The following is a 15,236-nucleotide window of genomic DNA, read 5'->3' on the forward strand; positions in this document are numbered from 1 at the left end:
GCGCCCTGCGCGTTCAGCGGGGCTTGCGGATGTAGTCGACGAAGTCGAAGCGCAGGCCGTCGGCGCTGGTGCGCGGCTCGCGGGTGGTTTCGGTGAACTGCTCGCGTGGCCAGGCGGGGAAGTGCCGATCGGCGTCGGGGAAGGCGGCGTCCACCTCGGTCAGCGCAAGCTGATCCGCGCGGGGCAGGGCAAGGGCGTAGATGTCGCCACCGCCGATGACGCACACCTCGGGCTCGTGGCACGCGGCCAGCGCCGCATCCAGGCTCGTGAAGACCTCCGCCCCCGGCAACTCGGTCGTGCTGCGGCTGACGACCAGGTTGCGGCGCCCCGGCAGCGGCCGGAACTTTGCCGGCACCGAGTCCCAGGTCTTGCGACCCATGATGACGGGCTTGCCCAAGGTCAGCGCCTTGAAACGGGCGATGTCCTCGGGCAGGCGCCACAGTAGCGTGTTGTCGCGGCCGATGGCGCCGTCCTTGGCCACCGCCGCCACCAGCGTGATACGGCTCATACGGCCACCTGCGCCTTGATGGCGGGATGCGGGTCGTAGCCGCTCAGCTCGAAGTCGTCGTACTCGTAGTCGAAGATGCTGGCGGGACGGCGCTTGAGGGTCATCAATGGGTAGGGGCGCGGCTCGCGGGCGAGCTGGGTCTGCACCTGCTCCACGTGGTTGTCGTAGATGTGGCAGTCGCCGCCGGTCCAGATGAAGTCACCCAGCTGCAGGTCGCACTGCTGGGCCAGCATCATGGTCAGCAGCGCGTAGGACGCGATGTTGAAGGGCACGCCCAGGAAGATGTCGGCGGACCGCTGATAGAGCTGGCAGCTGAGCTTGCCGTCCGCGACGTAGAACTGGAAGAACGCGTGGCAGGGCATCAGTGCCATCTTGGGCAGGTCGGCCACGTTCCAGGCGCTGACGATGATGCGGCGGCTGTCGGGGTTGGACTTGAGCGTCTTCACCACGTCGGCGATCTGGTCGATGTGCCCGCCGTCGGGCGTGGGCCAGCTGCGCCACTGCACGCCGTACACCGGCCCGAGGTCGCCGTCCGCGCGCGCCCACTCGTTCCAGATCGTCACGCCGCGCTCCTGCAGCCACTTGACGTTGCTGTCACCGCGCAGGAACCACAGCAGCTCCAGCACGATGGACTTCAGGTGCACTTTCTTCGTCGTCACCAGCGGGAAGCCCTGGCTCAGGTCGAAGCGCATCTGGTGGCCGAACACGCTGCGCGTGCCGGTGCCGGTGCGGTCGCTTTTCTGCACGCCATGCTCGAACACGTGGCGCATGAAGTCTTCGTACTGCTGCGGAGGGCGGGACATCGTGCTCATGCCCGGCATTGTCTCCGCTACGGCGCCAGCAGCACGCGCAGCATGCGGCGCATGACCGGGGCGATGGCCGGCACGCGCTGCGCCATGCCGGCGTGGCGCACGCTCATGGCCGTCAGGCCGTTGAAGAGGGCGCCCAGCAGCAGGGCGCGGCCTTCGATCTCCTCGGGCGGCAGCTGGTTCGCCGCCTGCTCGCCCAGGCTCTGGCGGATCAACGCCTGGGCCTTCTCGTTCACCAGCGCCTCGGTCCGGTGCACCACCGCGGCCAGCCTGGGGTTGCGGCTGGCCTCGGCCAGCACCTCCAGCTGCAGCGCCGCGTCAGCCACCTGGCTGCGGTCGTCGATGGCCTGCTCGATGTCGCCCAGCATCTTCTGCAGCAGCGCACCTTCCTGCTGGAAGGCGGCGATGCGTTGCAGCACCTCCTCGCAGTCCCGCTCGACGATGGCCGCGATGATGTCGTCCTTGTTCTCGAACAGGTTGTAGATGTGGCCGGGGCTCATGCCCGCCGTCTTGGCGATCTCGGCCATGCTGGCGGCGTGGAAGCCGCGGCGGCGAAAGCATTCGGCGGCGGCGTCCAGCACCTGCTGGCGGCGCGCCAGCGCGCGGTCGGAGGGTTGGGTGGAGACAGTCACGACGCGGATTGTCTGCTGCCCTGGCCACTCCCTTGCCCGCCGCCCAGCGCCTTGTACAGCGTCACGCGGTTGACCTGCTGCGCCAGCCGCGCGTTGATGAGGCCTTGCTCGGCACCGTACAGCGTGCGCTGTGCGTCCAGCGTGGCGAGGCGGTCGTCCAGCCCCTGGCGGAAGCGCGCCTCGGCCAGCCGCAGCGCGTCCTGCGTCTGCGCGACCAGCCGCTGCTGGGACTCGACCTGCTGGCCGATGGTCGCGCGCTGCGCCAGCGCGTCGGCCACGTCGCGGAAGGCGCTCTGGATGGCCTTCTCGTACTGCGCCACGGCGATGTCGCGGTCCACCTGGGCGGTCTTCAGGTTGGCCTGGTTGCGCCCGGCGTCGAAGATGGGCAGCGACACCTGCGGCATGAAGCTCCACAGGCCCGAGCCCGAGCGGAACAGGCCGTCCAGCTCGTTGCTCGCCGTGCCGGCGCTGGCCGTCAGGCTGATGCGCGGGAAGAACGCCGCGCGCGCCGCGCCGATGTTGGCGTTGGCGGCCTGCAGCGTGCGCTCGGCCTGCAGCACGTCGGGGCGGGCCAGCAACACGTCGGAGGGCAGGCCGGCCGACAGCTCGGTGGCCTGCGTGACGGGCGTGTCCGTGCCTGCGGCCGGCCATGGCCCGGCGCCCAGCGGCTGGCCCACCAGCAGCGCCAGCGCATGGCGGTCCTGCGCGACCTGGGAGGTCAGCGCGGCGAGGTCGGTCTGCGCCGTCTCGGCGGCAATCTCGGCCTGGCGCAAGTCCAGCGTGGAGGCCACGCCCGCGCCCTGCAACCGCTGCGTCAGGCGCAGCCCGTCCTGGCGCGCACGCAGCGTCTGCTCGGCCAGGCGGTGCCGCTCCTGGTCGGCGGCCAGCGTCAGGTAGGCGCCGGCCAACTGGGCGATGAGGCTGATCTGCGTGCTGCGGCGGGCGTCGTCGGTGGCGAGGTACTGCTGCAGCGTCGCGTCGTTGAGGCTCTTCACGCGGCCGAACAGGTCCAGCTCCCAGGCGCTGACGCCGAGCGTGGCGGTGTACTGGCGGGTGATGGTGCCGCCCGGCGAGCGCGTGGCCGTCTGGCCGGCGCCGGCCGCCACGGTGGGCAGCCGGTCGGCCTGCTGCACGCCGTACTGCGCCTGGGCGCGCTCGACGTTCAGCACCGCCACGCGCAGGTCGCGGTTGTTGGCCAGGGCCTGCTCGATCAGCTTCTGCAGCTTGGGATCGGTGAAGAACTCGCGCCAGCCGATGTCGGCGGCCTTGGCGTCGGCCGTCGTCGCCTGCGGCACGGGCCATTGCGTGGCGACGGGGGCGGCCGGGCGCTCATAGGTGGGCGCCAGGCTGGCGCAGCCGGCGAGCGCCAGGCTGGCGGCGAGGATGCTCAGGAACTTGGTCATGTCACAGGCCCTCCAGGGCTTGCGGCGCAGCCACGGGGGCGGGCGCCGGGGAAGTCTTCTTGGGGAACCAGCGCTGCACCGCGATGAAAAAGACGGGCACGAAAAAGATGCCCAGCACCGTCGCACTCAGCATGCCGCCCAGCACGCCGGTGCCGATGGCGTTCTGGCTGCCCGAGCCGGCGCCGGTGGCGATGGCCAGCGGCAGCACGCCCAGGGCGAACGCCAGCGACGTCATCAGGATGGGGCGCAGCCGCAGGCGCACGGACTCCAGCGTGGCGGTGACGGCGTCGCGGCCGGCTTCCATCTGCTCCTTGGCGAACTCCACGATCAGGATCGCGTTCTTGGCCGACAGGCCTATGGTGGTCAGCAGCCCCACCTGGAAGTACACGTCGTTGGACAGCCCGCGCGCCGTGGCGGCCAGCAGCGCGCCGATGACGCCCAGCGGCACCACCAGCATCACCGAGAACGGGATGCTCCAGCTCTCGTACAGCGCGGCCAGGCACAGGAACACCACCAGCAGCGAGATCGCGTACAGCATGGGCGCCTGGTCGCCGGTCAGCCGCTCCTGGTAGGACAGACCCGTCCAGCTCACGCCGATGCCGGGCGGCAGCTGGGCGACGATGGCTTCCACCGACTTCATCGCCGCGCCGGAGCTCTGGCCCGGTGCCGGCTGGCCCAGCACTTCCAGCGCGGGCAGGCCGTTGTAGCGCTCCAGGCGGGGCGAGCCCAGCTCCCAGTGCGCCGTGCCGAAGGCGGAGAACGGCACCATCTGGCCCGACGCGTTGCGCACGCGCCAGCTGTTCAGGTCCTCGGGCTGCATGCGGTAGGTGGCGTCGGCCTGCAGGTAGACCTTCTTCACGCGGCCGCGGTCGATGAAGTCGTTGACGTAGGCGCCGCCCCAGGCGGTGGACAGCAGGCCGTTGATGTCGGCCACCGAGATGCCCAGAGCGCCGGCCTTGGCCGTGTCCACGTCCAGGCGCAGCTGCGGCGCGTCCTCCAGGCCGTTGGGGCGCACGGCCACCAGCGTCGGGTCCTTGGCGGCCGTGCCCAGGAACTGGTTGCGCGCGGCCACCAGCGCCTCGCGGCCCACGCCGCCCTGGTCTTGCAGGTAGATGTCAAAGCCGCTGGCATTGCCCAGCTCCAGCACGGCCGGTGGCGCGAAGGCGAACACCGACGCATCGCGGAACTGCATGAAGGCACCCATCGCCCGGCCGGCGATGGCCTGCACCTTCTGCGCGGCGCTCTTGCGCTCGCTCCAGTCCTTCAGCTTCACGAAGCCGATGGCCATGTTCTCGCCGCGGCCGGCGAAGCTGAAGCCGGTGACGGCGAACACCGACTCGACGTTGTCCTTCTCGTTCGTCAGGAAGTGGTTTTCCACGCGCTGCACCACGTCCAGCGTGCGGGTCTGCGTAGCGCCGGCGGGCAGCTGGATCTGCGAGAACAGGATGCCCTGGTCTTCCTCGGGCAGGAAGGACGTGGGCAGGCGCAGGAACAGCCAGGCCATGCCCAGCACCAGCGCGCCGTACACCACCAGGTGGCGGCCCCAGCGGCGGATCATGCGGGCGACCACGCCCTGGTAGCCGGTGGTGGCGCTGTCGAAGCGCCGGTTGAAGGCGCCAAAGAAGCCGCGCGTGGCCGGGCCGTGGTCCGGCTTGAGCAGCGTGGCGCACAGCGCCGGCGTCAGCACCAGCGCGACGAACACCGACAGCACCATGGCCGACACGATGGTGATCGAGAACTGGCGGTAGATGACGCCCGTGGACCCGCCGAAGAAGGCCATCGGCACGAACACGGCCGACAGCACCAGGGCGATGCCCACCAGCGCGCCGGTGATCTGGCCCATGGACTTGCGCGTGGCCTCCTTGGGCGACAGGCCCTCCTCGGTCATCACGCGCTCGACGTTCTCGACCACGACGATGGCGTCGTCCACCAGCAGGCCGATGGCCAGCACCAGGCCGAACATCGTCAGCGTGTTGATGGAGAAGCCCGCCAAGGCCATCACGCCGAAGGTGCCCAGCAGCACCACCGGCACCGCGATCGTCGGGATCAGCGTGGCGCGGAAGTTCTGCAGGAAGAGGTACATCACGAGGAACACCAGCACGACCGCCTCGATCAGCGTCTTCACCACCTCGTGGATGGACACCTCGACGAAGGGCGTGCTGTCGTAGGGGATGACGGCCTTCACGCCGGCGGGCATGAAGGGCTCCATGCGCTTCAGTTCGGCTTCCACCGCCTTGGCTGTTGCCAGTGCGTTGGCGCCGGTGGCGAGCTTGACGGCCAGGCCCGCGGCGGGCTTGCCGTTGTAGCGCGACACGGTGGCATAGCTCTCCGCGCCCAGCTCCACGCGGGCCACGTCGCGCAGGTGCACGGTCGCGCCGTCGACGGCCGTCTTCAGCACGATGTTGTGGAACTGCTCCGGCGTCTGCAGCCGGCTCTGCGCCGTGACCGTGGCGTTGAGTTGCTGGCCGACGTTGGCCGGCGCGGCGCCCAGCTGGCCGGCGGACACCTGCGCGTTCTGCGCCTGGATGGCGGCCGTCACGTCGGCCGGGGTCAGGCCGTGCTGGTTGAGCTGGTTGGGGTTCAGCCAGATGCGCATCGCGTACTGCGCGCCGAACAGCGTCGCCTCGCCCACGCCTTCCACGCGGCTCAGCGGGTCCAGCACGCTGGTGGACACGTAGTCCGACAGATCGGTGCCCGAGAGCTTGCCGTCCTCCGACACGAAGCCCACCACCATCAGGAAGTTGATCGTGGACTTGACCACCTGCACGCCCTGGCGCTGCACTTCCTGCGGCAGCAGCGGCGTGGCCGCGGCCAGCTTGTTCTGCACCTGCACCTGCGCGGTGTCGGGGTTGGTGCCGGCAGCGAAGGTCAGCGTGATGCTGGCGTTGCCCTGCGAGTCCGACGTGGACGACATGTAGGTCAGGCCGTCGATGCCCTTGAGCTTCTGCTCGATGACCTGGGTGACGGTGTCCTCCAGCGTCTTGGCGGAGGCGCCGGGGTAGCTGGCGTTGATGGAGACCTGCGGCGGCGCGATGCTGGGGTACTGCGAGACCGGCAGCGTGCGGATGGACAGCGCGCCGGCCAGCATGACGACGATGGCCAGCACCCACGCGAAGATGGGGCGGTCGATGAAGAAGCGGGACATGGTGCGGGGCTCCCGTTCAGCGTGCGGCGGTGGCCGACGCGGCGATGGCGGCGGGCGTGGCGGCAACCACGGGCGCGCCCGGGCGCAGGCGCTGCAGGCCGTCCACGATGAGCTGGTCACCGGCCTTCAGCCCACTGGTCACCAGCCACTGGCCGTTGACGACCGCGCCGGTCTGCAGCTGGCGGGGCTCGGCCTTGCCGTCCTTGCTGACGACCATGGCCGTCGCGTTTCCTCGCGCGTCTCGCGAGACTGCCGCCTGCGGCGCCAGCAGCGCCTCGGCCTGCACGCCGCTCTCACCTGGGCGCGCACGTACATGCCGGGCAGCAGCTGGCGCTTGGGGTTGGGGAACTGCGCACGCAGCGTCACGCTGCCGCTGGCCGGGTCCACCTGCAGCTCGCTGAACTGCAGCCTGCCTTCCAGCGCGTATGTGCTGCCGTCCTCCAGCAGCAGCTTCACGCGCGCGTGGCCGGCGGCGTCGCGCTGCAGGGTGCCGTCGGCCAGCTGGCGCTGCAGGCGCAGCAGCTCGGCGCTGGTCTGCGTCACGTCCACATAGATCGGGTCCAGCTGCTGCAGCGTGGCCATCGCGCCGGCCTGGTTGGCCGTCACCAGCGCGCCGGGCGTCACCGCCGAGCGGCCGATGCGGCCGGCGATGGGTGCGGTCACGCGCGTGCGGTCCAGGTCGATCTGCGCCGTGCGCACGGCGGCGGTGGCGGCGGCGACGTCGGCCTGGGCCTGCTTCAGCGCGGCCTGCGTGTCGTCGCGCAGCTGCTTGCTGACGGCGTCGATGCCGGCCAGCTCGTCATAGCGGGCGGCCTTCAGCCTGGCGGTCGTCGCGTTGGCTTCGGTCTTGGCCAGCGTCGCCTTGGCACTGTCCAGCGCGGCCTGGTAGCTGGCGGGGTCGATCTGGTAGAGCAGCTGCCCGGCACCCACGTCGCTGCCCTCGGTGAAGGCGCGCGTCTTGACGATGCCCGTCACCTGCGGCCGCACCTCGGCGTTCTGGAAGGCCACCGTGCGGCCGGCCAGCTCGGCGGTCAGTTCCACGCGCTGCGGCTGCAGCGTCACGACGCCGACCTTGGCCGCCTGGGGTGCGCCGCCCGGCGCACCGGCGGGTTGGGATTCGGCGGGGCTGCAGGCGCTCAACGTGAACGCGGCGATGACCGCGACCACGAGGGTCAGCAGCGTGAATGCCGGCATGCCGAGCAGGGAGCGGGAGGGGAGCTTGGGCATGGGAAGCCTCGGGTTGTTTTACTGAATGATCGTTCATTCTATTTTTCGCGACGCCAAAGGCAAGAAGAATCTGAATGGCCGTTCAGTTTTGTAGGGTCATTCCGTTTGGAGGGCGGGGAGGGCGCCGCGCCTGAGGCCCCCGGCCGGCGGGCTGTTCCCCAGTTCAGCTTCAGGCAAACCCGACTGTGGCGGCGCAGTCACCCATCGGTCACGGTGCCTCGCTAGTCTGACGCCTCCGTAAAAAACCGAGAGGTGGCGTGATGCGTCTTTGGGCTTGGATGGGAACCCTGGCGGCCGTGTCCGCCCTATCAGCGGCGCCTGCCGTGCAGGCGCAGACCGCGCTGACGAAGGGCGTGGCCGTGACCAGCCTGGCGGGTGCGGTCGGCACGACGCGCGACTTCACGCTGGTGGTGCCGTCCGGCGCCACGCAGCTCAGCTTCGCGCTCAGCGGCGGCTCGGGCGACGCCGACCTCTACGTGCGCCGCGGCGCTCAGGCCACCAGCAGCAGCAGCAACGACTGCGCCTCCGAGAGCGCCACCAACGCCGAGACCTGCAGCTTCGCCAGCCCGACCGCTGCCACGTACTACGTCCGCGTGCAGGCCTACCGCGCCTACAGCGGCGTCAGCCTCGTGGGCAACTACACCGCCGGCGGCGGCACGCCGGCCACCGTCACGCTGCAGCCCGGCGTGCCCGTCAGCGGCCAGGGCGCCGTGGCCGGCGCCTGGCTGCGCTTTCGGCTGGACGTGCCCTCCGGCGCCACCAACCTGACGGTGCGCACCAGCGGCGGCACCGGTGCAGCAGACCTCTACGTGCGTGCCGGCGCCGAGCCCAGCGCGTCGGCCTTCGACTGCCGCCCGCTCGTGGTCGGCAACGAGGAGACATGCACCTTCGCGCAACCGCAGGCGACGAGCTACTACATCGGCCTGTATGGCTACCAGGCCTTCGCCGGTGTCACGCTGACGGCGTCGTTCACGCAGCCGCCGACGGGTGGCGCCACCTGGCCGGGCTTCGACGCCTACTACGTCAACGCCATCGGCAAGACCGGCGTGGCGCTGCGCAGCGCGCTCAACACGGCGGCCGCACACGGCCACGTGCGCATGAGCTACTCGGCCGTGTGGGACGCGCTGAAGTACACCGACGAAGACCCCGCCAACACCGCCAACGTCATCCTGATCTACACCGGCCGTTCCCAGGCCAAGACGTACAACGCGTCCACCAATTCCAGCGACCCCGACGCCTGGAACCGCGAGCATGTCTGGGCCAAGAGCCACGGCTTCCCCGACGAGGGGCAATGGGCGCACACCGACATCCACCACCTGCGCCCGGCCGACGTGTCCGTCAACAGCACGCGCGGCAACAAGGACTTCGACTGGGGCGGCAGCCCCATCGCCGAGGCGCCGGGCAACCTGACGGACGCCGACAGCTTCGAGCCGCGCGCCGCGGTGAAGGGCGACGTCGCCCGCATGATGTTCTACATGGCCATCCGCTACGAGGGCAACGACGCAACAGGCGTGGGCAACCTGGAACTGGCCGACAACGTCGGCACCAGCGGCAACCTGTTCGGCAAGCGCTGCACGCTGGTCGCGTGGCACCGCGCCGATCCCGTCAGCGCCGACGAGATCCGCCGCCACGGCCGCATCGTCGAGCGGCAGGGGAACCGGAATCCGTTCGTGGACTATCCCGCGTGGGCGGAGGAGCTGTTTGCCTCCGGGTGTCCGTAAGCCGTCGGGTTCAACGGCCGATGGACCCAATCCGCGGGCCGCCGGCTCGACGGGCGTGGCGGTTCAGATCCGCGTTGCCAAAAGAGCGGGGATCTCCGCCGGCAGCTCGCGCGCGAGGAAGCCCAGAGGGCCCATGCGGGCCGCCAGCCGTTCCCCCGCCCGGGCATGCAACGCCACGCCCCAGGCAAGCGCCTGCTCGACGGAGGCGCCGCGTGCCATGAGTCCGGCAACGAGGCCGGCCAGCACGTCGCCGGAGCCCGAGGTCGCCAGGCCAGGGTTGCCGCGAGCATGACGCCAGAGGCGACCATCCGGGGCGGCAAGCCAGGTGCAGGCGCCCTTGAGTGCCACCGCCGCGCCCCAACTGCTGGCGGCCATCCTGGCCCGTTCGCCGGGATCGGATTCGACGCCTTCCTTGTCCTCCCCGGTCAAGTACGCCATCTCACCCGCGTGCGGCGTCATCCCCACATGTTGGCTGAAGGGCCATACGGTTTCCGACGGCTGGCGCACGACGTCCATCGCGGCGGCATCCAGAAGCACTGGCTGGCCGTTCAGCCGGCCCAACAGCGCCTCGACGAACCGAACCGTCGATGCCCCTGCGGCCATGCCAGGGCCCACCAGCACCGATGCCGTGTGCGCCAGGATCTCGTCGAGCCTTTCCACGCCGTCTTCACGCAGCCCACCGTCATCGTCCCCCGGCAGGCCGACCACCCTGGCCTCGGGGAGTTGCTGTGCGACCAGGAGTGCGACCGTCGCGGCCGTTCCCACCACGAGCTTTCCTGCACCGGCCCGCAAGGCGGCTTCCCCCGCCAGCACCGCGGCGCCCGGCACCTCCGCCGAGCCGGCGATCACCAGCACACGGCCGCGGGCCTCTTTGTCGTCGTCCTGCGAAGGTTGGGGAAGCGGCCAAGCCCTCAGCGCGGCATCGTCGAGCTCGATCGGGGCCGTCATGGCTTGGCGGCAGCCGGCACATCCGGCTCGGCGGTGACCGGTGTGCCGCTCACTTCGAGCGGCACCACGAAGTTGGCCTTCTGCAGCTTGAGCTTGCCGTTGCGTCCAGCGGCCGCGTCGAAACCATAGAGCGTGACGCCGCAATTGGGCACGTCACCCTGGCGATCGATCGCGAGCACTTGCGTTTCGTCCAGACGCTCGATCAGGTAGCGCATGCAGTTCACGATCACCTGGTGCGCGATGACCATCACCCGCTCCCGGCGGTACTCGCGCGTCACGGTGTCGAGCAGGCTGCGCAGCCGCAGGATCACGTCGCACCAGCTTTCGCCGCCCGGAGGGCGGAAATAGAACTTGCCTACATGCCGCCGCTGCTCGAAGAGATCCGGGAAACGCTCGCGGATGCCACGGTGGGTGAGGCGGTCCAGCAGGCCGAACTCCTTCTCGCGCAGCCGCTCATCGACCACGGTGCTCACGTCTTCCAGTGAGAGCCGGCCAGCCTCGATGACATGCTGCATCGTTTGCCGTGCCCGGATGTAAGGGGAGCACAAGAAGACGTTGGGACGCGCCTCGGGCGCCAGGCTGCCGACCCAGCGGCCCAGCGCACAGGCTTGGTCCACGCCGAGCGCCGACAACGGCACGTCCATGTCGCGGTCGGCGATGTCGATGACCGGCACGCCGGCGGCCTCTGCAGCGTCCCTTGCGACGTTGCCCGCACTCTGACCGTGCCGGACGACCCAAAGCTGATCGGGCCACTTCTGGTTCTGCGGATCTGCCATGCCTGGGCGTGGGCGAACGGCGTGCCTGGGGTGTTGCACCACCGCCCCTCAAACCGGCAAAAGGCGTCGCTGCGGCGACCTACGCGATGGCGGTCGCCTGTCCTGCCAGGTTGCGGATCACTTCCATGAAGGCCTGCGCCGCGGTGCCGGGAGGCTCGCCTTGCAGCGTGATCAGGCCGTAGCCGGGCATGCGGTCAGGGACATCCGCGGCGATGCGCGTGAGGAGCCCGCGCCGCACATATTTCTCCACCAGCGCCGCGGGTTGTAGCGACAGCATGTCGGTGCTCTGCATCAGCTCCAGCGCGAACAGGAACGATGGCGTTTCGACGATGCCCGAGGTGAGCGACAGGCCGGTGCTGCTGAAGATGTCTTCCGACACCTTGCGCAGCGCCGTGGACGGCGGATAAAGAATCCACGGCCAGCGCGACAGTTCCAGCAGCCCCGGTGCCTGCACGCCGCGCAGCGGATGGTGAACGCCGGCGGTGATCTGCAGTCCTTCACCGGCGAGTTCCTCGTACTGGAACTGGTCGCGTTGGGAGGCGTCGGTGAAACGGCCGACCATGACGTCGATCTTGCGTTCGGCCAGCCACAGGATCAGCTGGTCGCTGCTCTGCTCCAGCACCTTCACCACGAGAAGCGGACGCAGGCGCTGGAGCTCCGCGACCGCGGCAATCAGCAGGTGCGCCGCCGAACCCGAGATGGCGCCTATCGTCAAATGGCCATGCCCGCCCTGCTTCAGGGTGCTGAACTCGTCGACGAACTTGCGGTGGCTGTCCAACGCGGCCTGGGCGTAACGCAAGGTGAACAGCCCGAGCTCATTGGGCCGCATGCCCCGCGGCAGGCGATCGAACAGGCGCGATGCCAGCATCTCCTCGATGTCCATGAGCACCTTGGTCGCCGCCGGCTGCGTGATGTGCATCTGCTCGGCCGTCAGTCGCAAGTTGCGCGTCCTTCCCAGGATGTCGAGGAACTGCAGGTGCCTGAAACGCAGTCGCGAAAGCTGCGCCGCGGCCAAGGGTTTCCCAGGGGGCTGGTCTGAACTCATCAGCATTTGGAATGGATGCTAGCCAAAAAATTCAGTGGACCGGGGCGGGGTCCTCACCTAGCCTCCGGCTCCAAGAACCGCCCCGCAGAGGGTCGGCGGGTCGGCGCGAGGTTCTAGCGCGCCACTTCACATTCATGGAGACATCATGCAAATCAGATCACTCGGCCTGGCCGCAGCACTGCTCGCCGCCCTGGCTGGCCCGGCAGCGGCGCAGATCAAAGAGCACACATTCAAGGTCGGCATAGGTCTCAGCGAAGACCATCCTCAGGCGAAGGCGCTGAAGTTCTTCGCTGAACAGCTGGCGGCCAAGAGCGGTGGCAAGCTGGTCGCGCGGGTCTACGCCAGCGGAGCGCTGGGCAACGACATCAGCATGACTTCGGCGCTGCGGGGCGGCACCCTGGAGATGACGGTCCCCGACAGCTCCACGCTGGTGTCGCTGGTCAAGCCCTTCGGCGTGCTGAACCTGCCTTTCACCTTCAACAACGAGAAGGAAGCCGATGCGGTGTTGGACGGCCCCTTCGGCCAGAAGCTGCTGGCCACGCTGCCCGACAAAGGCCTGATCGGCCTGGGCTTCTGGGAGAACGGCTTCCGCCACGTCACCAACTCGCGCCGCCCGGTGCAGCGCGCCGAAGACTTGAGCGGCCTGAAGCTTCGCGTCATCCAGAGCCCGCTGTTCCTGGACACCTTCAACGCCCTGGGCGCCAATGCCACGCCCATGCCCTTCACCGAGCTGTACACGGCGATGGAGCAGGGGGCGGTGGATGGGCAGGAGAACCCCGCGGCCACCATCCTCGCCAGCAAGTTCTACGAGGTGCAGAAGCACATGGTGATGTCGCGGCACATGTACAGCGCCTGGGTGCTGTTGATGTCCAAGAAGACCTGGGACGGCCTGTCGGCGCAGGAGCAGAAGATCGTGCAGGACGCGGCGCGCGAAGCCACGCTGTTCGAGCGCAAGACCATCCGCGCGTTCTCCGAGACGGCCTTGGCCGACCTGAAGAAGGCCGGCATGCAGATCACCGACCTGCCGGCCGCCGAACAGGCCAAGATGCGCAGCAAGCTGCAGCCGGTGCTGGCCAAGTTCAGCAAGGAGTTCGGCGAGGACACGACCGCGGAACTCAATGGCGAACTGGCCAAGCTGCGTGGCGGCACGGCGGCCCCGAAGTAGTTCGCGTCTCATGGCGGCGGTGCCGCCGCCGTCCATCCGCTTTCCTCTTCTCCGAAGACGACCACCCAAATGGACCACCGATCCGGCCGGCACTTTCGCTCGCGCGAATGGTTCGCCGATGCCCAACGTTCCGACATGACGGCGCTCTATCTGGAGCGTTTCATGAACTACGGCCTGACGCCCGAAGAGCTGCGTTCGGGCCGGCCCATCATTGGCATCGCGCAGACGGGCAGCGACCTGTCGCCGTGCAACCGCATCCACCTCGACCTGGCGCGCCGCGTGCGCGACGGCATTCGCGACGCCGGTGGCATTCCGATGGAATTCCCGGTGCACCCCATCTTCGAGAACTGCCGCCGCCCCACCGCCGCGCTCGACCGCAACCTGGCCTACCTGGGGCTGGTCGAGATCCTGTACGGCTACCCCATCGACGCGGTGGTGCTGACCACCGGCTGCGACAAGACCACGCCGGCCGGCGTCATGGCCGCCTGCACCGTGGACATACCGGCCATCGTGCTCTCGGGCGGGCCCATGCTCGACGGCTGGCATGGCGGCGAACTGGCGGGCTCGGGCACGGTGATCTGGCGCAGCCGCCGTCAACTGGCGGCCGGCGAGATCGACGAGGAAGAGTTCCTGCAACGGGCCTGCAGCAGCGCGCCCTCGGCCGGGCACTGCAACACCATGGGCACGGCCTCGACCATGAACGCGGTGGCCGAGGTGCTGGGCCTGTCCTTGCCGGGCTGCGCCGCCATCCCCGCGCCCTACCGCGAGCGCGGCCAGATGGCCTACGAGACCGGCCGGCGCATCGTCGGCATGGCCTTCGAGGACCTGCGGCCGTCGCGCATCCTCAGCCGCGAAAGCTTCCTGAATGCGCTGGCGCTCGTCACGTGCGCGGGCGGCTCCAGCAATGCGCAGGTGCACATCATGGCCATGGCCCGCCACGCCGGCGTGGAGCTGCGGCCGCAGGACTGGGCCGAACACGCGTACGACCTGCCGCTGTTGTTGAACATGCAGCCCGCCGGCCAGTTCCTCGGCGAGCGGTTCTTCCGCGCCGGCGGCGTGCCTGCGTTGATGTGGGAACTGCAGCAGGCCGGCCGCCTGCATGGCGACTGCGCCAGCGTCACCGGCCGGACCGTGGCGCAGAACATCGAGGGCCGCGAGGCCACCGACCGCGAGGTCATCCGGCCCTTTGACGCACCGCTGATGCATCAGGCGGGCTTCAAGGTGCTGAGCGGCAACCTGTTCGACTTCGGCATCCTCAAGACCTCGGCGATCTCGCAGCGCTTCCGCGAGCGCTACCTGAACCGCCCGGGCCACGAGGGCGTGTTCGACGTGCGGGCCGTCGTGTTCGATGGCGCCGACGACTACCACGCGCGCATCAACGACCCGACGCTCGGCATCGACGAGGGTTGCATCCTCGTGATGCGCGGCGCCGGGCCCATCGGCTGGCCGGGCTCGGCCGAGGTGGTGAACATGCAGCCGCCCGATGCGCTGATCCGGCGCGGCATCCAGGCGCTGCCCACGCTGGGTGACGGCCGCCAGTCGGGCACCGCCGACAGCCCCTCGATCCTGAACGTGTCGCCCGAAAGCGCAGTCGGGGGCGGCCTGAGCTGGCTGCAGACCGGCGACGTCATCCGCATCGACCTCCACGCCGGCCGCTGCGACGCGCTGGTGCCGGGCGACGAGATCGCGCGCCGACAGCGCGAGGTGCCACCCCCGCCCGTGCCGCCCAGCCAGACGCCGTGGGAAGAGCTGTACCGCAACCACACCGGCCAACTGGTGGATGGCGCCACGCTGGACTTCGCCCTGAAGTACCGGCGCATCGCCGAACGCACGCCGCGCCACAACCACTGAGCCCGC

At 69.5% G+C, this 15,236-nt stretch carries 11 protein-coding genes and 1 pseudogene; 3 read left to right on the top strand and 9 right to left on the bottom strand.

What is annotated here, in order from left to right:
• Positions 1-13 precede the first annotated feature (13 nt).
• The 6 genes and pseudogenes from ASD35_RS24305 to ASD35_RS24330 all read right to left on the bottom strand — a co-directional run bounded on the left by ASD35_RS24305 (position 14) and on the right by ASD35_RS24330 (position 7,691).
• Positions 14-508, bottom strand: a complete 495-nt coding sequence (locus ASD35_RS24305; protein ID WP_056877561.1) for a dihydrofolate reductase — start codon at positions 506-508, stop codon at positions 14-16.
• A complete protein-coding gene (locus ASD35_RS24310) occupies positions 505-1,311 on the bottom strand; it encodes a thymidylate synthase (protein ID WP_056877660.1) in 807 nt (268 codons plus the stop codon). Before ASD35_RS24310 ends, ASD35_RS24305 begins: the two co-directional genes overlap by 4 nt.
• A gap of 26 nt (positions 1,312-1,337) precedes the next feature.
• Positions 1,338-1,949: a TetR/AcrR family transcriptional regulator gene (locus ASD35_RS27685; protein WP_056877562.1), complete on the bottom strand. Its 612-nt coding sequence runs from the start codon at positions 1,947-1,949 to the stop codon at positions 1,338-1,340.
• Complete coding sequence (locus tag ASD35_RS24320) at positions 1,946-3,352, bottom strand: efflux transporter outer membrane subunit (protein ID WP_056877563.1); 1,407 nt, start codon at positions 3,350-3,352, stop codon at positions 1,946-1,948. Before ASD35_RS24320 ends, ASD35_RS27685 begins: the two co-directional genes overlap by 4 nt.
• A gap of 1 nt (position 3,353) precedes the next feature.
• Positions 3,354-6,497 (bottom strand): efflux RND transporter permease subunit, encoded by a 3,144-nt coding sequence (locus ASD35_RS24325; protein ID WP_056877564.1) that lies wholly within the window; start codon positions 6,495-6,497, stop codon positions 3,354-3,356.
• Between the two features lie 16 nt (positions 6,498-6,513).
• Positions 6,514-7,691, bottom strand: a pseudogene (locus tag ASD35_RS24330) (efflux RND transporter periplasmic adaptor subunit).
• Positions 7,692-8,020: 329 nt separating this feature from the next.
• On the opposite strand from ASD35_RS24330, the gene ASD35_RS24335 reads away from it, so the two are divergent.
• Positions 8,021-9,445, top strand: a complete 1,425-nt coding sequence (locus ASD35_RS24335; protein WP_200956101.1) for an endonuclease — start codon at positions 8,021-8,023, stop codon at positions 9,443-9,445.
• A gap of 63 nt (positions 9,446-9,508) precedes the next feature.
• Here ASD35_RS24335 and ASD35_RS24340 read toward each other — a convergent pair whose 3' ends face one another.
• From ASD35_RS24340 to ASD35_RS24350, 3 genes are all read right to left on the bottom strand, one after another.
• Positions 9,509-10,393: an NAD(P)H-hydrate dehydratase gene (locus ASD35_RS24340; protein WP_056877566.1), complete on the bottom strand. Its 885-nt coding sequence runs from the start codon at positions 10,391-10,393 to the stop codon at positions 9,509-9,511.
• A complete protein-coding gene (locus ASD35_RS24345) occupies positions 10,390-11,169 on the bottom strand; it encodes a histidine phosphatase family protein (RefSeq protein WP_056877567.1) in 780 nt (259 codons plus the stop codon). The genes ASD35_RS24340 and ASD35_RS24345 overlap by 4 nt, the downstream gene beginning before the upstream one ends.
• 79 nt (positions 11,170-11,248) lie before the next feature.
• Positions 11,249-12,220, bottom strand: coding sequence for a LysR family transcriptional regulator (locus tag ASD35_RS24350; RefSeq protein WP_157275752.1), 972 nt, complete (start codon positions 12,218-12,220; stop codon positions 11,249-11,251).
• A 139-nt stretch (positions 12,221-12,359) separates the two neighbouring features.
• Here ASD35_RS24350 and ASD35_RS24355 point away from each other — a divergent pair, with 139 nt between their 5' ends.
• Together ASD35_RS24355 and ASD35_RS24360 are read left to right on the top strand one after the other, a co-directional pair.
• Positions 12,360-13,379: a TRAP transporter substrate-binding protein gene (locus tag ASD35_RS24355; protein ID WP_056877568.1), complete on the top strand. Its 1,020-nt coding sequence runs from the start codon at positions 12,360-12,362 to the stop codon at positions 13,377-13,379.
• A gap of 69 nt (positions 13,380-13,448) precedes the next feature.
• Positions 13,449-15,230, top strand: a complete 1,782-nt coding sequence (locus tag ASD35_RS24360; RefSeq protein WP_056877569.1) for an IlvD/Edd family dehydratase — start codon at positions 13,449-13,451, stop codon at positions 15,228-15,230.
• Positions 15,231-15,236 lie beyond the last annotated feature (6 nt).

Origin of the sequence: Pelomonas sp. Root1444 (genome assembly GCF_001426885.1) — a bacterium.
Classification (GTDB): domain Bacteria; phylum Pseudomonadota; class Gammaproteobacteria; order Burkholderiales; family Burkholderiaceae_C; genus Pelomonas.

Bases quoted from the DNA above. Each gene is read 5' to 3' on its own strand.
- ASD35_RS24345 (WP_056877567.1), bottom strand. From the start codon at position 11,169: ATGGCAGATCCGCAGAACCAGAAGTGGCCCGATCAGCTTTGGGTCGTC.
- ASD35_RS24310 (WP_056877660.1), bottom strand. From the start codon at position 1,311: ATGTCCCGCCCTCCGCAGCAGTACGAAGACTTCATGCGCCACGTGTTC.
- ASD35_RS24325 (WP_056877564.1), bottom strand. From the start codon at position 6,497: ATGTCCCGCTTCTTCATCGACCGCCCCATCTTCGCGTGGGTGCTGGCC.
- ASD35_RS24305 (WP_056877561.1), bottom strand. From the start codon at position 508: ATGAGCCGTATCACGCTGGTGGCGGCGGTGGCCAAGGACGGCGCCATC.
- ASD35_RS24350 (WP_157275752.1), bottom strand. From the start codon at position 12,220: ATGCTGATGAGTTCAGACCAGCCCCCTGGGAAACCCTTGGCCGCGGCG.
- ASD35_RS24340 (WP_056877566.1), bottom strand. From the start codon at position 10,393: ATGACGGCCCCGATCGAGCTCGACGATGCCGCGCTGAGGGCTTGGCCG.
- ASD35_RS24360 (WP_056877569.1), top strand. From the start codon at position 13,449: ATGGACCACCGATCCGGCCGGCACTTTCGCTCGCGCGAATGGTTCGCC.
- ASD35_RS24355 (WP_056877568.1), top strand. From the start codon at position 12,360: ATGCAAATCAGATCACTCGGCCTGGCCGCAGCACTGCTCGCCGCCCTG.
- ASD35_RS24320 (WP_056877563.1), bottom strand. From the start codon at position 3,352: ATGACCAAGTTCCTGAGCATCCTCGCCGCCAGCCTGGCGCTCGCCGGC.